We start from the raw sequence: 19,869 nt of genomic DNA, 5'->3' as shown, positions 1-19,869 counted from the left end.
AGTTTATAAATACAACCTTGCCCCTATATTCCGAAAGACTTTTATTCCCACCTTTTAAATCTGGAAGTGTAAATTCAGGTGCCCGCGTCCCTGCCTCAACAGACATGAATTTCTCGCTTCTGCCAAAGACAACAACAAGGACTATTATCAGCAATATGGCAACAAATATACCTGTAAGGACAGAGGTAGAAAGTCCTTTATTTTCATTTCCTATGTTTTGCTCTTGTTCAATTTTTTTTTTTTTTCTTATAACTCATAACTCTCAACTCAACTCTTAACTCATCACTGTCTTTTATGCATACGCATGTAACCCTGGCAGGATAAAACTAACCCCCCAGTAAAGGAATATCACTGCCAGAAAGCCAATGACTGAGAGCCATGCAGCCCTCTTGCCCCTCCATCCCCTTGTAACCCTTGCATGAAGATACGCTGCATAGATAAACCATGTAATAAGCGACCATGTCTCCTTCGGGTCCCAACTCCAGTATGTGCCCCATGCGTTATTTGCCCAGTATGCCCCTGTGATTATACCTATTGTCAGAAACGGAAATCCCCACATAATGCCCTTATAACTCAATTCATCCAGTATTGTAGTCGCAGGAAATGCATCTATCAAGGCATTCCTTCTCCCCTTTTCAATCATCAACTCCTTTATTAGATACATTATAGACAAACCAAATGCTATGGCAAAGGCAGCATAACCTACAAATGTTGTAAATACATGGATTTCCAGCCATATGCTCTGCAGTGCAGGGTTCAACTTCTCAACATTCTGAAACCTGTACGGCAGTTGCGATGCAGAAAACATAGCAATAAATGCCAACGGCATCACAACAGCACCTATGACCTTAATCTTATACCTGAATTCAATAATAAGATAACCTATTGCTGTAGCCCATACAAATAAAACCATTGATTCGTAAAGATTTGAAAAAGGCGCATGACCTGACTCTATAGTCCTTGTAACCAGTATCATTGTATTTGCAAAAATCGCAATAAATGCCATTACTGTAGCAGACTTTCCAATCCAGTCATACTTAACAATCCAGTTAAGTATATACAATACGGCAGTTATAAGATAGAACCAAAATGCCATATCAAAGAACATAAGGGATTTTATCATTTTACAACCTCCACATTTGCCTTTAAAGACTCAACTAATTCTGAAAATTCCCTCTCAAACATAATCTTATTTTTATTTATCATACCGCCTATATAAATATCCATACCATTTTCTCCCCTTTTAATCCTGACCCACACCCTTTTATAAAATATAAAAAAGGCAAGTGTGAAACCAACAGCCATCAGGATTGAACCGAGCCACACAATATTTGTGCCGGGGTCCTTTGTCATCTGCAGTCCTGTAAAGTAAATCCCCTTGTAACCCATGAATATCAGGTCATAGTCTGTATCCGGTATTGCGGCAAATATTTCAGGATAATTAAGAAAAAGCCACGGGCGGGATATAAGTTTATCACCATCATAAACTTCTACACCAATTGCCGGGTTATTATGCTCATTAGACCTTGTATATATCTGTTTCATCTTTTCATCAAAACCAAAGTCTGCAACAAAACCTGTGGCCCTGACAGTAAAATTTGAATCAGGTATTTTAGATTGCTCATCCCATTTTATTGTAAAGGGTTTACCGATAATCTTATTCTCTTTTTTATTCTTTAGAACCAGTTGTGCCTCTTTTATCCTGTCATATGCCAGCCCATAATTGCTCTGATAAAACCAGACGCCTTTATATTTGAGAGGTTCGTTAACCCATATCTGTTTTGATAATACCCCTTTGCCATCTTCAATAACAGTCAAACTGCTGTTGAACTGTTTTATAGCACCCGAATCATAATAGTCTATCCAGAACTTATCCAGTTTAAGTTTGAAATCCGTTCTTGGGGTCTTGACTGTTTCCCCCTCTATTATGCTCACATAATCTCTGAAACCGAAGATACTCCCTAGTATTGCACCTGTAAGAATGAGGATTAAGCTCACATGCGTAACATCGGAACCAAAACGTCCTATTGTCCCCTTCCACGCATAGATTGAAGCACCTTTATCTGTGTCAGAGTTTTTTATCTTATACCTTTTTCTCTTAAGATAATCTATCACCCTTGCCTTTATATCCTGAAGATTGCCTCCTTGAATGGTAAAATAACTATTATTGCCAAGACTTTTTATAAATGACGGCTCTGCCTCAATCTTCCCACCAAAGGTGGATTTCCACTTTTGAGGGAACCTATCAATAGTGCATACTATTATATTTGCTGTAAGCAGCCCCAGAAGTGCAAGAAACCACCATGTATGATACATATTATGAAAGCCGAATGTTACAATATACGATGCTATCTTCTCACCGTATTCCTTTGTATAAACTTCAATGGGCTTGCCCTGCTCAATGATAGTGCCAATGATGGAGGTAGCAGCCAGACTCAAAAGAACTGTAAGGTTAAGTTTAAGGGAATTGAAAAAATCCCAGACCTTACTGCCAACATTACTGCTGTTTTTCACCTTCTGTCCATCACCCTTTTCCAAGAATACCCCCCATTTATCTATTCTTTAACAGAAACTCCTCTGCAGCCTTACCCACATCGCTGTCAGGTGCCATCTTATACGCTATTTCCCATGACTGTCTTGCCTCTGGCAGTTTCCCTCTTACAGACAATATAAAACCCTTTGAAAGATATATCCTCTGATAGTTGGGATTTCTTTTTATGCAGTCATCAATATATTTAATTGCCTCTTGTGTTCTCCCTGTGTAATGCAGACATAACCCAAGGTCATTACATGAATCAATATCATCAGGGTCTATTGCAATTGCCTTTTTGTAAACATCTACTGCATCTTCAAACCTCTGGAGTTCAAAATATGTATCTCCAAGTGCGGCAAGTGCCTTTGCGTCATTCGGGTTTGTCTTAAGATGTCCTTGAATCTCCCCTATTACCTCATTATAATCTATATGTGAATTTGCTGCACCCTCGGATGAAGCAGTTTTTTTATCTATCTTGATGATACTTGGTTTTTTTGTCTTTGCACCAAACATATATCCCATTATCAGTGACAGCACAATAACACCAGCAACAAGTAAAATAATCTTTCTGTTCAAGCCTCACCTCTTTAGGGTCAATGGGAAAATGACGAATATTTTTTATCTATATATTTTCTGATACTGATTACATCCTTACCCTGCTTATAGAGGTCATATGCAATAATTGCCTCATCCATGCACACATCACAATATGCTGCATGGTCATCCACATAACACGACAGAAGGCTTTTATGTCCAAAATTTTCCTTGCACCTGCAGTAACAATAAAGGCTGTCCAGCACCTCAGGTATCTCCTTTGCTATCTGGTATGCCTTTGCTGTTCTGCCTGTAAATTTTACAGGTGAGAGTGTGGGGCTGGTTTCACCGCCGCGCAGTAATGCAATGTCAGTAATATCTCCATCCTTATCTGTTAAATACACAGAAAAGAAATAGCCGCCGCCAAAACCAATTAGTGCAAGCAGGATTATACCAATAATAAGGTTTTTGTTTGATGCCTTACCTTTTTCTTGTTTTTTTGTCATGCACCTATTATTTCACAGATTTGTTAAAAGCAGGTTAAATGAATATTAAGAAATTTTAAAACTGGCGGAAGGCGGAGGGAGTCGAACCCACCTCTCCTGTATTCACAGGACAGCACAGTTTTGAAGACTGGCAGCACCACCGGGTGATATCGCCTTCCAGATTACAATAATTCACTTTACAGATATCAGCCATTCGTTCCGCCTCATCACAGCCTCACCAATCTTATATCCTGCCACACCTTGTGATTTTAATCTTTCTAGTAATTGAGGCATCTTCTCCTGTGCCACAGATAATAACAACCCCCCTGATGTCTGGGGATCGTAAAAGAGGTCTTCCAATGCACTAGGCACATTATCAGAACACTCAACCCTTTCTTTAAAATACTCCTTGTTTGCAGCAATAGACTTGGGCATATTGCCCCTTTTCTTAACCAGTTTAATCGCTATGTCAAAGACAGGCACCTTTTTTGAGTTTATAACCGCAGAAACATTGCTTGCATCTGCAACTTCTGTTAAATGACCTATGAGTCCGAAACCTGTTATATCTGTGCAGGCATTGACACCTATTTCTGTCATAACCTTTGCCGATATATTATTCAATGCCTGCATTGAAACAATCGCATTATCAGCATCTTCTAGTTTTATATTTCTATTTTTCAGCGCAGTCGTAATAACACCCACGCCCAGCGGTTTTGTCAATATAAGGCTGTCCCCCGGCTTTGCGCCTGCATTCCTGACTATCTCATCAGGATGAACAAAACCTGTAACAGAAAGTCCATACTTGACCTCTTTATCCTCTATAGAATGACCGCCAACAAGCAAAACACCCGCCTCTTTTAATTTATCAACACTTCCTTTAATAATATCCTCAAGTATGGACAAATCTAAATCAGGTGGAAAGCACGCTATATTCATAGCAAGTTTAGGAGTCCCACCCATTGCATAAATATCACTTAAGGCGTTCGCCGCAGCAATACTTCCAAATATATATGGGTCATCAACAATCGGCGGAAAAAAATCAAGCGTATTCACAACAGCCGTGTCATTTGAAATTTTATACACCCCTGCGTCATCAGCAGTATCAATGCCTACCAAAAGATTTTCATCTTTTACATCTGGCAGATGATGCAGAACCTGCATCAGGGCTTTTGGCCCCATCTTTGCCGCTCAACCTGCGCATGATGCATAACTTGTGAGTCTTATTTTTTTGCCAGATGCCATTTAACTACCCCTTGAGACAAATAGGAAATAAGGGACACTTCCCCTATTTTTTATTTCTGACAACCAAAAAGAGAAATTGCAGTTGCTACCCCCCATATACCTCTTTTAAAATCTCCCATGCGCCTTTATTCAGAAGGGTTTCGGCAAGTTTTATGCCAAGGGATTCTGCATCTTTAACACTGCCGATAATAAAATCCTTTATAATATTTTTGCCGTCTACAGATGCTACAAGCCCTGTAAGGCTTAGGTTTTTATTTTCAATAACACCATATCCGGCAATCGGCACCTGACATCCGCCCTCTAGTTTCTTTAAAAACACCCTTTCAGCGCGAACGCAAATAGATGTTTCATTGTGGTTTAAAAATGCAGCCATCTTATTTGTGTCTTCATCATCAATCCTTGTTTCAATGCCAACAGCGCCCTGTCCAATTGCAGGTAAACTAATATCAGGGGAGAGGAGTTCTGTAATCCTATTTTTTAAGCCAAGCCTTTTAACACCGGCAGCAGCGAGGATTATGGCGTCAAACTGCCCTTCATCCATTTTTCTAATCCTTGTGTCAAGATTGCCGCGCAACCGAACAATCTTTAAATCAGGTCTTATATTTAGCAGTTGAGACGAGCGTCTCAAACTGCTTGTGCCAATAGTTGCACCCTGCGGCAGGTCTTTAAACCCTTGCCCCTTGCCCCTTGCCCCTTGCCCCTTTATTATCAACGCATCCCTTTGGTCTTCCCTTTCTAAAATTGCAGAAAGATGAAGGCCTTTTGGAAAATCAGTCGGCACATCTTTCATTGAATGAACTGCCAAATCAACTTTTTTTTCTAACAGCGCCTCTTCAATCTCCTTAACAAAAAGCCCTTTGCCACCGACCTTTGCCAAAGGCACATCTAATATTTTATCCCCTGTGGTCTTGATTTTCACAAGTTCAACCGTGCAGTCAGGGTATCTTTTTTCAAGTTCTGATTTGACGAAATTCGCCTGCCAGAGCGCCAATGCGCTGCCGCGTGTGCCGATTTTAATGACTTTCTTCAAGAGATACCTCTTTCATATGTTATTATTTTCCCATAACAATCGTGGTTTAAATCTTATGTTGCCTTTTGTAAGCCTCAATAACAGCTTTTTTAATATGCGTTGATTCAATAAGGTATTTATTAAATTCCTTAATGTTGTCATGGTTTAGGTGCAATTGTCCTTCATCTACATTTCCCCGGTGTTGTCCCTTTGAATAATACTTGCTGCTTTCAACTTCCTTTGAGGATAAAACCCAATATCTTATTTTATCCCGCCATACAGCAATCCATATAAACACATCGCAGCATTTTGGCTTGATTTGTTGGAAATTCATATCAAATGGTCGCTTTGAATCATGCGTGAGGGCTTTAATATACAAAGGTTGGTCGGCTCTCTCAAAATCAACAGCCCTTGATGCTTTTACCTCTATCTTGATTCCGTGAGTTTTCTTTTTGCCATCTGCCCATTCAAGATAAAAGTCGTATTCCCCGGAATAATCAGGGTCTATTTTTTTGGAGGGTCTTTGAAAATCCGGAACCAATTCTCTTAAGTGTCCAAATGCCCAAGTGTCGCCGAAACCTCTTGGTGCGGAAATTTCAAAAATGTATAGATATAGGTTGCGATCAATGTAAGAAATTCTCAGTTCTAAATATTCATCAAAAGTCAGCCTTCTTTTCCAGAGTAAAGTTGAAATGATATATTCATATTCGCTAAATGGAAATATTGACCTTAATGTTAAAATTTCTTCTCTGAAATTTTTGGCATGTTCAAGTCTGTCAATTAATTTTTGTAGTTGTTTGGTTAGTTCTTCCATAAAGTATCTCTTAAAAGCCAAAAAGTGTTAGAGGCTTCATTTTTTTATTATTTTCTATAGGTTCTTCTTGTTCTAATTGCAACTCACCTAGTTCAGGGAAAGGATTTTTAAATTGCCAACCGGTCTTGCCTGTTTTCCTCAAATGTTCCAATCTTCTAATCGTAACTTCAGCAAAAATCGGGTCAATGTCCATTGTGTAAACCCTTCTTTTATGGATTTCCCCTGCTATCAAAGTGGTTCCTGCATGGCTGAAAAAATCTGCAATCAAATCCCTTTGCTGGCTGCCCGCCCTAACAATTCTTTCAATCGACTTCAAAGGTTTTTGCGCATAACAACCGGGGACATTTTCTTCCATTCTGTAAAATACTTGCTGAATATCAACCCACACATTCCCCGCGCGAATGTTTTCCGACTTGCTTCTCTCAAAGTTTTCTGTTTTTTTACCATTTACCTCTTTGTAGTAACCTCTTAAAATCTTCGGAATGTCCGTATATTCAGCGTCAACATTGAAACATGCTTCTCCCTTTGTATAATAAAGCAGTTCCTGTCTTACCGCCATCCAGTTTTTCTGCGTGCCATATCCCCTTTGATTGCGCATGGTGATGAAGCTTCTTGAACGAATATCTTTGAAGCCTCTCATCATAATCATAAAATCAGGCAAAGGCTGAAAATGCTCTTTTTGGTCTGCGCCTAGCCAGATATAGAAGTTTGCATCTTTATCTAGAATTGAAATCGTATTTTCAACCCACTTTTTTGAAAATTCCATATACTGCTCTAACGTCCACTTAAAAAGATTATCGGTATTTTCATTTCCTACAATAACATTATACGGAGGGTCGCTAACAGCAAGTGTGGCTTTTTGTTTCTCAAATAATTCTTGTATATCCTCAATTTTAGCGGCATCTAGAATACCAACTCTATGCCCACTTACTTTATCCTCCCAAATCTCGCCATATTTTAGCCTGCAATACGGCAATATTTTTTCTCTAATTACGGGGGCAACATCAAGTCTTGGTAAAGGTTCTATTGACATAAACTTAACATCCAATTAACTTTCTTCAACCTTTCTTGAAACATCTTCCCCTTCTTTATCCAAATCAAACAACTTCCTTGCTGCCTCTATGTAAAAATCTCCTTCAATATTATGAGATTCTTTTTTCAAATGTGTTACAGGGTCGTGCATGACCTTTTTAATAATCGCATCAGCCATCTTTTCAATTGTCTTTTTCTGCTCATCTGAAAGGTCTTTCAATGATGATAATGCCTCGTTAAGTTCACCCTTTTTTATCTCATCAAACTTTTTACGGAGGGATATTATCGTTGGCACAACATTAAGTGATTTTATCCACCTGCAAAATTTTGCTACTTCATCATGAGTTATATTTTCTGCCAGCCTTGCCTCTTTCTGACGCTCTTTCAGATTTGCCTCTATCACACCCTGAAGGTCATCTATATTATACAAATAGACATTGTCTATATTGTTTATAAGCGGGTCAATGTTTCTTGGAACAGATATGTCAATAAAGAACATAGGCTTGTTCTTCCGTTCCTTTATTACATCTTCTATCTGAATGGGCATTATTATATACCGCGGGGCTGCTGTAGAAACGATAACTACATCAACCCTTTTCAGATAGTGTCCGAATTCCCTGAACATTATAGGAGTGCCTTTAAATGTTCTTGCCATCTCCACTGCCCTCTCATAACTCCTGTTGGCTATCAGTATTTCATTGACCCCGTTATTTAAAAGATGTCTTGCTGCGAGTTCCGCCATCTCTCCTGCACCGATTAACATTGCTGCCTTGCCTTCCATTTTGCCGAAAATCTTCCTCGCAAGTTCAACTGCAGCGTAACTTATAGACACAGCGCTTGAACCGATATTTGTCTCTGTCCTTATCCTCTTTGCAACGGAGAATGCCTTGTGAAAGAGTTTGTTTATGATTATCCCTGCTGTCTTATACTGGACTGCGTAACCGTATGCATCCTTAATCTGTCCGAATATCTGGGGTTCACCAATAACCATTGAGTCCAGTCCTGCTGCTACCTTAAAAAGATGTTGGACAGCGCCATCTCCTGTATATGTGTAAAGATGCTCCTCCAATGCATCTATCTGGACATTGTGGTATTCTGACAAAAACCTCTTTACCTGCCATAGACCCTTTTCAACATCAGGTGTTATTGCAAATATCTCTACCCTGTTGCATGTAGATACTATGACCCCTTCGTTTATGCTGGAATTACTGCATAACTTATTCAGAGACACGGCAATTGTTTCCGCAGGGAATGAAAGTTTTTCCCTGATTTCCACAGGCGCTGTTTTGTGGCTTAAGCCAACGATGATGATGTTCATAGATATCTATTACCTCAAAAACCCATGCCCGCCGAGTGATAAAAGATTTATTATTAAAAATGAACCAAGCAAAATACCAAACCCTGCAATTGCATACATCGCTGCCTTTCTTCCCCGCCAGCCTACTGTAAGCCTTCCGTGCAGAAGCGCTGCATACAAAAACCATGTAATTAAAGACCATATTTGTCTTGGCTGCCATGACCAATAACTACCCCAAACATATTCAGCCCATATAGCGCCTGTTATTATCCCTGCGGTCAGAAGCGGAAAGCCATAAGTAAGACACCTGTAACCCAGTTCATCAAGCACATCAAGAGACGGCAAGAGAAAATAAAGCCCGCCGAGTTTTCTTGATTTAAGATAATGCTCCTGTATCATATACATTATGCTTAATAAAAATGTCAGGGCAAAAAAGGCATTGCCAAGCATTGCAAGGGGCACATGGATATAGAGCCAGTAACTCTCAAGTTGGGGAACAAGCGGAACAATCTCCTTTGGCAGAAGGGATGCGGTTATCAAAAGTAAAAGCGCCAGGGGTGCAGCAAAAGATCCAAGTGATGCAATGCTGTATTGTCTGTCCACAATTAGATAAATCCCCACGAGCATCCATGCAAGAATAGACAGGGATTCATGCAGGTTTGTAACAGGAAGTCTCCCTGCCTCAATGCCTCTGGTTATAATTGTGATTGTATGAAGCAGGAAAGAGAAGAAAAGGATTCTACTGCCTGCCTTAACTATCTTCTCATTGTGAGAAAATAGAAATGCAGTATACACGCATGAAGCCGCCAGATATAAAAAAACTGTTATGTGGAATAATAGAAAGTTCAAAGTTTCACCTTCATCTTTGACAGTGTAAATGAACTGCCAAGCAATCTCTTTAAAAGGCTGTCAATCTCCTTTTTGTTCTTCTGCCTTATTAAATCAAGAAGCGCAGAGTTCACAAGTTCTTCAAATATCTTTTTATTTTTATCAGGCTCCTTACTACCGGTCAACACCTTCTCCCTTATCTTGCCCATAATATCAAGGAACACGCCATATTCCGTGCCGAATTCCTTTTCCAATCTTTCCCTGATTTTTTTTGCCATAGCAGGCGATTTCCCAGAAGTTGATATGGCAATCAAGAGAGCGCCCCTTTCAACCACTGACGGCACTATGAAATTGCACAATTCAGGCACATCAACCACATTGAGCAGTATGCCATTTTTTTGAGCCTCTTTAAAGACCATCAGGCTTACTGTCCTATTATCTGTTGCACTGTAAACAAGAAAGAGGCCTTTTACATCTCCTTGTTTGTATGCCCGAGAGATAATCTTTATTTTTTTTTGACAGGCAAGTCTTTTTATGGCGGGTGTAACATCAGGGCTTATTACACAAACCTTCGCGCCTGCATCAAGAAGGGACAACACCTTTCTCTCTGCGACCTTGCCGCCGCCGATAACAACACAGGGTTTGTCTTTTATGTCAAGAAATATTGGATAATACTCCATGAACTATCTATAACCTAAAAAGAGATGGGATTGCAAGGGGGGAATATTTACCTGTCCAGCACCTCTCTGACCTTAGTCAAAAACTGGCTGAGTATGAATGGCTTGCAGATAAAATCCATGTCATGTTCAAGGATTTTTCTCTCAAAGAGCATATCAGCGCCATAACCGCTGACAAATATAGTTTTAATATCAGGTCTGATTTTTTTCATTTCATCATATACCTCTTTGCCGTTCTTATCCGGCATTATTACATCAAGGATAACAAGACCTATGCCTTCCTTATTTTCTTCAAAGAGCCTTATGGCAGATTCCCCGCTATCTGCCTCTATGACCTTATAGCCAAATTCTTCAAGAAAGGTTTTTACAGCAGTTATTGTTTCGCAGTCATCATCTACAACAAGTATAGTTTCTTTCCCGCCTAACAGGGTAACTTCATGTCGTGTTTCAATAGTAACCTTTTCTTCAGTAAAAGGAAGGTATATTGTAAACTCTGTCCCTTTGCCCTGTTCACTATATACATTTATATAGCCGCTGTGTTCTTCAATCATCCCATACACAATTGCAAGTCCTAGTCCTGTGCCTTTTCCTACATCCTTGGTTGTAAAGAACGGCTCAAAGATATGCTCCCTTGTCTTTTCATCCATGCCTTTACCTGTATCTGCAAATAAGATAACAGCATATCTCCCGTTTTTGCCAAACCCGTGCGCCTTTATAAAACCATCATCCATCTCTATAATTTTCGTCTTTATGATTAAAACCCCTCCATCAGGCATGGCATCCCTTGCATTGGCAGCAAGGTTCATTAAAACCTGTTCAATCTGACCTCTGTCTGCTATTACACTAATTTTCTCATCGCTCAATACCTGTTCAATCTTAATATCTTCCCCAATCATGCCCTCTATAAAAACTATAGATTCTTTTACTATCTCATTTAAATTTACAGCCCTTTTTGAAGGTGTTAAGTCCTTTCTACTGAATTCAAGGAGACCCCTTATGAGATTGGCAGCCCTTTCTGATGAGGCAAGGATTTGCCTTGTATATGTAATCAATGGATCGTTATTAAGTTTTTTCTGCAAGATATAGGTGTAGCCTATTATTGATGTGAGTATATTATTGAATTCATGGGCTATGCCTCCAGCCAGTTTGCCTACTGCATCCATCTTTTGTGCATGACGGAGTTGTGTCTCAAGTTTCTTGTGCTCTGTTATATCCTGTGATGTCCCTGACATGAGTATTGCCCTGTTATCTTCATCAAAGGTTACCTTGCCCTCTGAATGCATAAAGCGGACTGAATTATCAGGCAGTATAATCCTGTGCTCAATAGAGTAAGGTCTTTTGTCATATACGGCTTCATTAACTGACCTTCTGACAAATCCCCTGTCTTCATGGTGCGCCCTGTTGAGAAAATCTTCATATGCAGGCGTAATCTCATATGGTTTTAAACCAAAGAGGCGGTAGGTTTCATCAGACCAGTATAATCCTCCTTTTTCTATGTCCCATTCCCAACTTCCTATGTGGGCAATTGCCTGAGCATGAGCAAGATGTTCTCTGCTTTTTATCAGATTATATTCTAATTGCTTGGATTTACTTATATCTCTGGCAATAGTAGAAAAGAATTTTACACTTCCATCATGTCTTTTGTGTGCTATTATTGTCTGGGATAAGGGTATCTCTGTGCGGCTGCGGGTTAAAATAGCGGTTTCACCTGTCCATGTGCCATGCTGGATGGCAAATGGAATGCCTTTATTTAACACAATATTATAAGCCCATTCAGGATGATAATCAGGGATGTATGTTTTTGAAATATCATCGTGCAGACCAATGCCAAGCATCTCTCTTCCTGCCTTGTTTATATAAATCAGCCTTTTGTCAGGAGAGGCAACCCCAACAAGGTCAGAGGTTGATTCTATAATAGATGTAATCTGCTCTATTGTCTTTACCAAAGATTTCTGGGCTGTTATATCCCTTGAAACCCGCAGTATGCTGGTAATATTGCCATTTGAATCCTTTATTGGTGTTAATTTGGAATCCCACCAGATTTCTGCGCCGTTTTTATTAACAGACTTATACTCAAGAGATATAGATTCACCCTTTGCAGCAGTCCTTACTGCGTCTTCTGCCAGAACCTTGTTGTCTATTATGCTGGCTGTGCAGTCTTTTCCAATAACCTCTTCTGGACTATCAAGTCCGTTCAATTTTAAGCCTGCCCTGTTCATACTAATAAATTTACCATCCAAAGAGATATGGCACATGCAGTCAGGAGATGATTCAAAGAGAAGATGTGTCTTTGTAAGTGTTTCAGAAAAAGGTTTAATAACCAGATACCAAAGGAAAGGTATCATTACAATTGCAAGGGCTGTCACATCTAAAAATGTTTCTACAATTATGCCCTTTTCAGGCAAAAATATGTGCAGAATAGACATAATAAATAGTTCAGCAAGGAAGATAACTGCAAGGACTTTAAAAAAGATATTGCGGAGTGAGATGGAATAACCTGATGGATTATTAGATGTTTTCATTTATACCCTCTGCTATCTTTTCCAGAGGTAATACCTTGTCTATTGCGCCAATCTCTATTGCCTTTTTTGGCATGCCGAATACAACAGATGTTGCCTCGTCCTGTGCAATTGTCCATGCCCCTGCCTCTTTCATCTCCAGCATCCCCCTTGCACCATCTTCACCCATGCCTGTAAGAATAACTCCGATAGCATTTTTACCTGCACATCTTGCAACAGACCGAAACAGGACATCTGCAGAAGGTCGGACAAAGTTTACCATAGGACCGTCCTGAATATCCACATAATACATGGCGCCGTTACGCTTTACTGTCATGTGTTTATTACCGGGCGCTATTAAGACAGTCCCTGTCAACACCCTGTCTCCTGAACATGCCTCTTTTACATCCAGTCTTGAAACAGAATTTAACCTGTCAGCAAATGAGCGGGTAAACACAGGAGGCATGTGCTGGACTATAACAATGCCGGGTGTAGATTCAGGGAGATTGGCTAGGACCTCTGTTATAGCCTGTGTCCCGCCTGTTGATGCCCCTATTGCAATTATTTTATCAGTGGTGGTTTTGAGTTCAGAGTTTTGAGTTTTACCCCTGACCGTGAAAAGCATGCTTTTCACCCCCTGACTCCTGACTTTTCTTAAATTCGCCTTTGCAGCAACCCTGACTTTACTTGCAATCTCATCACCCAGTGCTGAAACACCGTTTGATACATCAATAGATGGTTTGCTTACATAATCAACAGCGCCAAGTTCAATCGCCTTTAAAGTGGTGTCACCGCCTTTCTGTGTCAAGGCGCTAATCATAACCACAGGCAGGGGATTTGTCTTCATTAGTTGTTCAAGGAAGGTGAGCCCGTCCATTCGGGGCATCTCTACATCAAGGGTAATAACATCAGGTTTGAGGTCATTTATTTTCTTCATTGCAAATATCGGGTCAGAGGCAGTGCCTACTACCCTGATGTCATCTGTATCATTAAGTATCTCTGTGAGGAGATGCCTTATAAGTGCAGAATCATCTATGAGCATTACCTTTATCATACAACCCCTAGTCTCTTTATAAACGCCCTTCCTGTGGATGTGCAGAATATTACCTTTATGCCATAATCAGGTCCTGTAAATTCCTTTATTACAGAGATGCTGTATTTATCCAGTATATCCTTTGCAATACGGACATTCTCTTTTCCAATATCCATTGTTCTTTTCTGGTAAATAGTCTTATTTACCCTACTGCCGCCAAAGACCTTTGCCTTAAGAGACTGTGCAGCAGAGCCAAGTCTTATAAATTTATTGACCATTTCGTGAATAGATTCACAGCCGTAATATCCTTTGTCCTTTGTGTTATCTTTTGTCTGCGGAAGCATGAAATGGTTCATGCCGCCTATGCGCAGTCTTTCGTTCCACAGGCACACAGAAACACACGAACCCAGAACCGTTTCCAATAAGGCAGGCTCACTGGACACAATAATGTCACCAATGTTAATTATAATCCGCTGCATATCACATCTTCTTCCTATACACCGTTATATAAACAGGCGTAAATACCTCTTTATTCAATACGGTTTCTGAATGACCCAAAAACATGCAGCCATCATCTGTCAGATGTGTGTGGAATTTATTCATCACATGGCGCTTCATGTTTTCATCAAAATAAATCATCACATTCCTGCAGAATATGACATCAAACTTTTTTGAAAACTGGTATTCTGCGTCTTTAAGATTGAGCCGTCTGAACCGTATCATCTCCTTTAAAAAATCCTTTGCCTTTATTCTGCCCTCATTTTCCTTAATGCCCTTCATAAAATATGCCGCAGTTATTTCAGTGGGCAAATCATCAGGTATCTGTTCCATCTCATATATCCCTGCCTTTGCAGTTTCTAAAGCCTTTGTGGATATATCTGTTGCAAGGATTTTAATGTCCCAACCGCGCCTTTTCACTACCTCACAAACTGATATGGCTATGGAATACGGCTCTTCACCTGTTGAGCAGCCTGCGCTCCATATCCTTATTGTCCTGTCATTTGTCTTGTCCTTCAGTAATTTTGGTATTACACTATTTTTCAGATACTCAAAATGATAATTCTCCCTAAAGAATTTTGTTGTGTTAGTGGAAATGCGGTTAAGCATCTCTATCCGTTCATCTTCGCTATCCCTCACCATCTGATAATAATCATAAACCCCCCGCAGTCCCAGTTGATTTATCCTCTTTGCAAGCCTTGATGTAAGGAGGTTTTGCTTATTAGCATTGAGTTTTATTCCAGAGTATTTGTATATCAGATTTGAAAAGAGGGAAAACACATCATTGGTCAGCCCATCCATTCCTTCCTCATCCTCATATGGTATAGTGTGTATATATGCTGTCATTTTTAACTATAGTAACGGCATTAAGTTTTTTGTCATGCCTGCGAAAGCAGGTATCCAGAATCTTTTTATTTTACTGGATTCCCGCCTGCGCGGGAATGACAATAATGTAAATTTATTTATTGCCTTTACTATAATGTCTTTTTGCCGTTGCTGTCATTTTAGAACTCTGCAAAACCCTCCTCCACATTTCCTGAAACCTCTGATTTATAATTTGAAACTTCTGATGTAGTTGGCTTTCTTTCTGCTCTACCCGATGCACGGGGCAGGGCCTTTGCTGTTTTGCCTGATACTGCATGGATGGCAGTCCTCTTTACAGGGTGTTCTCTCATCCCCCTTTCAAAGTGGGTTTCTTCGCCTGTTCCATTTAATTTAAATACAGATACAAGACTTATAAGTTCCTTTGCCTGTGCCGCAAGTTCCTCTGCAGATGCGGATGTCTCTTCTACAAGAGAGGCATTCTGCTGGGTGGTCTGGTCTATCTGGGACACTGCTGTATTAACCTGATTGATTCCTGATGCCTGCTCTTGTGATGCTGCTGCAACCTCATCCATCAAATCAGCAACCTTTTTTACACTTATTGCTATCTCGCCAAGTTTTGTGTTCAATTCATTGGCAAGATGCACACCCCTCTTTGTCTTTTCCACGCTTTCCTGTATAAGTCCTGTAATTTCCTTTGCTGATTGGGACGACCTTTGGGCAAGGCTCCTGATTTCAGACGCAACTACTGCAAAACCCTTTCCATGCTCTCCTGCCCTTGCTGCCTCAACCGCTGCATTTAAGGCAAGGAGGTTAGTCTGAAATGCGATTCCCTCTATCACATTTGATATGTTTACTATCCTGCCTGATGACCTGTTCATATCATCCATTGCCACAATGGTCTCCTCCATTACAGCGCTTCCTGATTCTGCAAGACAGAGTGTGCCCTGTGCAAGTTTATTTGCCTGACTTGCGTTTTCTGCAGTATGTTTTATTGATGCTGACATCTCTTCCATAGTGGCTGATGTTTCTTCTATGGAGGCTGCCTGTTCTGTGATTCTCTGTGAAAAATTCTGGTTGGCATCTGCTATCTGGTCTGCTGCAATGGACACCTGACCGGCTGCCTCCTGTGTCTGGGACACAATCATCCTTAAGTTTGCAACCATATGGGTTAATGAATCCATCATCAGTCCAACCTCGTCTTTTGATGAACTATTGATGCTGACCCTTAAGTCTCCATCTGCAATCTTATTTGCAGCATCACCTGCTGCTATGATAGGGTTTGTTACCATATTGGAAATAAGCAGTGACAGCAAGAGTCCAGACAGTATGGCAAAGATACTCGCCCCTATTGTAGCGGCAGCAGTCTTTTTATACATATCCTGCACACCTGCCTTCAGCGCCTTTTTTGCCTTACTGTTTTCTTCAATTAGTTCTGATGACAGTGTGTATATCTTTTTAAACCGCACTGCCTGTTCACCAAGGGCAAGCATCTTTGCCTGCTGGATTTCACCTTTGTATATGTGTGGAATTAGTTGTTTGTCCCTTACATCCCTGAATTCCTCCCATGTCTTTTTCATTTCCCTGAATTTGGTGTCCTGTGTTTTTTTATCAAAGCCTGCCATAATGCTGTCGGTTTTTAAAGTTGCCTCTTTTATTATAACGTGCTGTGCCTCTTGTTTTACCTTGTCAGTTTCTGAGGTCATAATTACAAGGGATGCCCTTGCAGCATTCATATTTGCCTTGAGGTTTGCAAGTTCATAAGCATTTTCAGAAGTGTCATCCATTTTAGCCATTGCATCATTTATTTCAGACAGACTTCTATAGCCCATAACCGCCCCAATACTCATAAGGAGTAAAAGTATAAATGTGTTTATGAGTAGTTTTGTCTTCACCTTGAGTGATTTGAATTTGTTAAGCATATCATCCTCCTTTTTAAATGTTTTAAATTAAATACTGCTTGCCGCTGCCTCTGCGGCTATAGCTGCCTCTTCATTAGAAAGAACCATTTCCACATCAAGGACTATGACCAGTTTTTCATCCACCTTTGCCACACCATTAATAAAGTCTGCCCTTACCTTTGTCCCAAAAGAAGGGGCAGGTTTAATGGATTCCTGCGGCATATTCAGAACATCTGATACACTATCAACAATCAGTCCTGTAACACCCCCTGAGAATTCTGTAACAATAATACAGGCATGGGCCTTATATTCCTCTGAATTCATGCCGAATTTTTGTTTCAAATCAATTACAGGGATTATGGTGCCGCGGAGGTTTATAACACCTTTTATGAATTCAGGCAGGTGCGGCACCTTCGTTATATTTGTCAGTTCTATAATCTCCTGAACAGATAATGCCGGGGCAGCAAATGCCTCATTATTGAGATAAAAGGTAACATACTCTCTGCACTCATTTGGCATATAAAACACCTCCTTTTGTTTATTTTATGCCCTTTTCCACCACACCATGCACATCAAGGACAAGTGCAACCATGCCATTGCCAAGTATTGTTCCCCCTGCAACAGAACTAACCTTTGGCATTGCCCTGCCAAGGTTCTTTATAACAACCTGCTGCTGTCCGAGGATTTCATCAGCCATCAAACAGTATTTCCCATTTTCAGTTCCAACAATAACCACAATGCCGTCCCACGGCTCTTTTTTGCCGGGCATTATATTCATAGTTTCATAAAGTCTTATAAGCGGTATAAACTCTCCCCTGACATTTACGACCTCTTCCTTTTCTGCGATTGTCTGCACATCTTCTTTCCGCGGTCTTATGGATTCAACAACAGATGCCATTGGCACAACAAAGGTTTCGTTCCCAATAAGGACTGTAATCCCGTCTATGATGGCAAGGGTTAAAGGCAGTTTAATGGATATGGTTGTCCCTGCATCATGTCTTGTGCGGATAAAGACACTGCCGTTTAAAGACTCTATGTTCCTTTTCACCACATCCATACCCACACCCCTGCCTGATACATCTGTTACCCTGTCAGCAGTTGAAAAACCCGGCAGGAAAATAAGATTATAGATTTCCTCATCTGTAAGTTCCTTATTGCCATTTATAATCCCTCTTGAGACAGCCTTTTCCAGAATCTTCTCTTTATTGAGCCCCCTGCCGTCATCCTCCACATCTATATAAACAGAGTTGCCAAGTTGATACGCGGTTAAATGGATTATTGCAGTTTCAGTTTTTCCTTTTAAGAGCCGTTCTTTAGGGGCTTCTATTCCGTGATCAATGGAATTCCTGATAAGATGGACAAGCGGGTCTGTAATCTTTTCAAGGACACCTTTGTCAAGTTCTGTTTCTTCACCGCTCATTACCAGTTGAATTTTTTTGTTCTCGCTTACAGAGAGTTCCCTTACCAGTCTGTCAAACCTGCGGAACACATCACCTACAGGCAGCATCCGCAAGGACATGGTATTTTCCTGTATATCTTTGCTTACCCTTGTAAGCTGCGAGAAGATTGCATTTAATTGTTCCACTGTGATTTTTGCATCACCTGCTGTTTCCTGTTTGTCTGATACTAATTGCTGGAACATGGAATTTATGATTACCATCTCACCCACAATGTTTATAAGTCTATCTAATTTTTCTAGGTCAACCCTGATGGTTGATGATACAGAACTTTTAAAGGACTCTGATTTTATACCCTCTTGTTTTTTAAGCACCTTTTCAATCTGCAGCGGTGTAGCTTTCCCCTGTTCAACAAGGATTTCGCCAAGTTTTTTCTGTGCCCTTAATGCCTCTTCAATGTCTTTAGGACTCACAACCCCTTCTTCCACAAGCATCTTCCCTATAAGCGGCATATCCTTTTGGGTTGAAGATGCGGGGATAATCTTGATTTTGCTTCCGTCCTCAACAAATTCAAAAACCTTCCTTATCTCTTCTTCATCCTTGTCTGTTTTAAAGCAGATGTCCCATTTTAGGTAAAGATTTTCAGGGTTAAAATCTTTTAGAGGGGGGATGTTATTTGTATCTGCATTTATGTTTGCAACTGTGCCTATTTTTTTGAGGTCATCCAATATTATGGCAGGGTCTATGCCCCTTTTGAAAAGGTCTTGAGGAGGGATGAAGATAATCCTGAATGTCCTGAGTTCACTACTGGCAGGTGTGGTTTTCAAACCCTTTATATCTTGGTCTATGATAGGAATGACCTGCCTATCTCCAGCCCTTATTTCCTCCATCCGTTCTACAAGACTATTGCACCTTGTAAAATCAAATACAGTGTCAGATGCAACAGACTCCACCATCTCTTTGATTAAGTCAGTGGAATCAAGAAGGGTATTTATGATTTCCTTATGAGGCGATAATCTTCCTTCCCTCATAAGGTCTAATATTTCTTCCATATTATGGGTGAATTTTGAAATATCTTTTAGTCCCAGTGTTCCGCTGGAACCTTTTATGGTGTGGGCAGCCCTGAAAATCGTGTTGAGGAGTTCCTTATCATCGGGCGTTCTTTCTAGTTGCAGGAGTCCACTTTCAAGTTCTGCAAGTCTTTCCTGAGACTCTTCAATAAATATGGAGTGAAGTTTTTTAAAATCCATAGTTTTCAAACCTAAAATC

At 40.3% G+C, this 19,869-nt stretch carries 19 protein-coding genes and 1 tRNA gene; all 20 read right to left on the bottom strand.

Annotation, left to right across the window (positions count from 1 at the left end; translation table 11 throughout):
• On the bottom strand, positions 1 to 106 hold a 106-nt coding region (locus tag HZC45_00255; protein ID MBI5681603.1), incomplete at its 3' end, for a redoxin domain-containing protein.
• Between the two features lie 186 nt (positions 107 to 292).
• Entirely contained in the window at positions 293 to 1,123 is an 831-nt protein-coding gene (ccsB, locus tag HZC45_00250) for a c-type cytochrome biogenesis protein CcsB (GenBank protein MBI5681602.1), read from the bottom strand.
• A complete protein-coding gene (locus HZC45_00245) occupies positions 1,120 to 2,538 on the bottom strand; it encodes a cytochrome c biogenesis protein ResB (GenBank protein ID MBI5681601.1) in 1,419 nt (472 codons plus the stop codon). Before HZC45_00245 ends, ccsB (HZC45_00250) begins: the two co-directional genes overlap by 4 nt.
• 13 nt (positions 2,539 to 2,551) lie before the next feature.
• Positions 2,552 to 3,109, bottom strand: coding sequence for a tetratricopeptide repeat protein (locus HZC45_00240; GenBank protein MBI5681600.1), 558 nt, complete (start codon positions 3,107 to 3,109; stop codon positions 2,552 to 2,554).
• 17 nt (positions 3,110 to 3,126) lie between these two features.
• A complete protein-coding gene (locus HZC45_00235) occupies positions 3,127 to 3,573 on the bottom strand; it encodes a hypothetical protein (GenBank protein MBI5681599.1) in 447 nt (148 codons plus the stop codon).
• A 62-nt stretch (positions 3,574 to 3,635) separates the two neighbouring features.
• Positions 3,636 to 3,731 (bottom strand) — tRNA-Sec (locus HZC45_00230).
• A 13-nt stretch (positions 3,732 to 3,744) separates the two neighbouring features.
• A complete protein-coding gene (gene selD / locus HZC45_00225; GenBank protein MBI5681598.1) occupies positions 3,745 to 4,794 on the bottom strand; it encodes a selenide, water dikinase SelD in 1,050 nt (349 codons plus the stop codon).
• Positions 4,795 to 4,879: 85 nt separating this feature from the next.
• Positions 4,880 to 5,824 (bottom strand): hydroxymethylbilane synthase, encoded by a 945-nt coding sequence (gene hemC / locus HZC45_00220; GenBank protein ID MBI5681597.1) that lies wholly within the window; start codon positions 5,822 to 5,824, stop codon positions 4,880 to 4,882.
• 46 nt (positions 5,825 to 5,870) lie between these two features.
• Complete coding sequence (locus tag HZC45_00215) at positions 5,871 to 6,617, bottom strand: hypothetical protein (protein ID MBI5681596.1); 747 nt, start codon at positions 6,615 to 6,617, stop codon at positions 5,871 to 5,873.
• Between the two features lie 10 nt (positions 6,618 to 6,627).
• Positions 6,628 to 7,650, bottom strand: coding sequence for a site-specific DNA-methyltransferase (locus tag HZC45_00210; GenBank protein ID MBI5681595.1), 1,023 nt, complete (start codon positions 7,648 to 7,650; stop codon positions 6,628 to 6,630).
• 15 nt (positions 7,651 to 7,665) lie between these two features.
• On the bottom strand, positions 7,666 to 8,967 hold the full coding sequence (locus tag HZC45_00205; GenBank protein ID MBI5681594.1) for a glutamyl-tRNA reductase: 1,302 nt from the start codon (positions 8,965 to 8,967) through the stop codon (positions 7,666 to 7,668).
• Positions 8,968 to 8,976: 9 nt separating this feature from the next.
• Entirely contained in the window at positions 8,977 to 9,795 is an 819-nt protein-coding gene (gene ccsB, locus HZC45_00200) for a c-type cytochrome biogenesis protein CcsB (protein ID MBI5681593.1), read from the bottom strand.
• Complete coding sequence (locus HZC45_00195) at positions 9,792 to 10,454, bottom strand: bifunctional precorrin-2 dehydrogenase/sirohydrochlorin ferrochelatase (protein MBI5681592.1); 663 nt, start codon at positions 10,452 to 10,454, stop codon at positions 9,792 to 9,794. Before HZC45_00195 ends, ccsB (HZC45_00200) begins: the two co-directional genes overlap by 4 nt.
• A gap of 47 nt (positions 10,455 to 10,501) precedes the next feature.
• Positions 10,502 to 12,973 carry a PAS domain S-box protein gene (locus HZC45_00190; GenBank protein ID MBI5681591.1) on the bottom strand — a complete coding sequence of 824 codons (2,472 nt, stop codon included), beginning with the start codon at positions 12,971 to 12,973 and terminating at the stop codon, positions 10,502 to 10,504.
• Positions 12,960 to 14,003 carry a chemotaxis response regulator protein-glutamate methylesterase gene (locus HZC45_00185; GenBank protein ID MBI5681590.1) on the bottom strand — a complete coding sequence of 348 codons (1,044 nt, stop codon included), beginning with the start codon at positions 14,001 to 14,003 and terminating at the stop codon, positions 12,960 to 12,962. Before HZC45_00185 ends, HZC45_00190 begins: the two co-directional genes overlap by 14 nt.
• Entirely contained in the window at positions 14,000 to 14,461 is a 462-nt protein-coding gene (locus HZC45_00180; GenBank protein ID MBI5681589.1) for a chemotaxis protein CheD, read from the bottom strand. The genes HZC45_00185 and HZC45_00180 overlap by 4 nt, the downstream gene beginning before the upstream one ends.
• Position 14,462: 1 nt before the next feature.
• Entirely contained in the window at positions 14,463 to 15,326 is an 864-nt protein-coding gene (locus tag HZC45_00175) for a protein-glutamate O-methyltransferase CheR (GenBank protein MBI5681588.1), read from the bottom strand.
• Positions 15,327 to 15,484: 158 nt separating this feature from the next.
• The gene (locus HZC45_00170; GenBank protein ID MBI5681587.1) at positions 15,485 to 17,224 is read right to left on the bottom strand and encodes an MCP four helix bundle domain-containing protein; all 1,740 of its coding nucleotides are present in this window, start codon (positions 17,222 to 17,224) and stop codon (positions 15,485 to 15,487) included.
• Positions 17,225 to 17,251: 27 nt separating this feature from the next.
• A complete protein-coding gene (locus HZC45_00165) occupies positions 17,252 to 17,722 on the bottom strand; it encodes a purine-binding chemotaxis protein CheW (protein MBI5681586.1) in 471 nt (156 codons plus the stop codon).
• A 19-nt stretch (positions 17,723 to 17,741) separates the two neighbouring features.
• Positions 17,742 to 19,859, bottom strand: a complete 2,118-nt coding sequence (locus HZC45_00160) for a chemotaxis protein CheA (GenBank protein MBI5681585.1) — start codon at positions 19,857 to 19,859, stop codon at positions 17,742 to 17,744.
• Positions 19,860 to 19,869: the final 10 nt, after the last annotated feature.

The organism is Deltaproteobacteria bacterium (assembly GCA_016223005.1).
GTDB lineage: Bacteria > Desulfobacterota > GWC2-55-46 > UBA9637 > GWC2-42-11 > JACRPW01.
Note: the sequence above shows the minus strand (reverse complement) of the source record. Positions and strands in the feature narration are given on the sequence as shown.

Excerpts from the sequence above, each read along its gene's own strand:
- ccsB (MBI5681602.1), bottom strand. The coding sequence starts at position 1,123 with ATGATAAAATCCCTTATGTTCTTTGATATGGCATTTTGGTTCTATCTT.
- HZC45_00235 (MBI5681599.1), bottom strand. The coding sequence starts at position 3,573 with ATGACAAAAAAACAAGAAAAAGGTAAGGCATCAAACAAAAACCTTATT.
- HZC45_00215 (MBI5681596.1), bottom strand. The coding sequence starts at position 6,617 with ATGGAAGAACTAACCAAACAACTACAAAAATTAATTGACAGACTTGAA.
- HZC45_00210 (MBI5681595.1), bottom strand. The coding sequence starts at position 7,650 with ATGTCAATAGAACCTTTACCAAGACTTGATGTTGCCCCCGTAATTAGA.
- HZC45_00205 (MBI5681594.1), bottom strand. The coding sequence starts at position 8,967 with ATGAACATCATCATCGTTGGCTTAAGCCACAAAACAGCGCCTGTGGAA.
- HZC45_00195 (MBI5681592.1), bottom strand. The coding sequence starts at position 10,454 with ATGGAGTATTATCCAATATTTCTTGACATAAAAGACAAACCCTGTGTT.
- HZC45_00190 (MBI5681591.1), bottom strand. The coding sequence starts at position 12,973 with ATGAAAACATCTAATAATCCATCAGGTTATTCCATCTCACTCCGCAAT.
- HZC45_00185 (MBI5681590.1), bottom strand. The coding sequence starts at position 14,003 with ATGATAAAGGTAATGCTCATAGATGATTCTGCACTTATAAGGCATCTC.
- HZC45_00180 (MBI5681589.1), bottom strand. The coding sequence starts at position 14,461 with ATGCAGCGGATTATAATTAACATTGGTGACATTATTGTGTCCAGTGAG.
- HZC45_00175 (MBI5681588.1), bottom strand. The coding sequence starts at position 15,326 with ATGACAGCATATATACACACTATACCATATGAGGATGAGGAAGGAATG.
- HZC45_00170 (MBI5681587.1), bottom strand. The coding sequence starts at position 17,224 with ATGCTTAACAAATTCAAATCACTCAAGGTGAAGACAAAACTACTCATA.
- HZC45_00165 (MBI5681586.1), bottom strand. The coding sequence starts at position 17,722 with ATGCCAAATGAGTGCAGAGAGTATGTTACCTTTTATCTCAATAATGAG.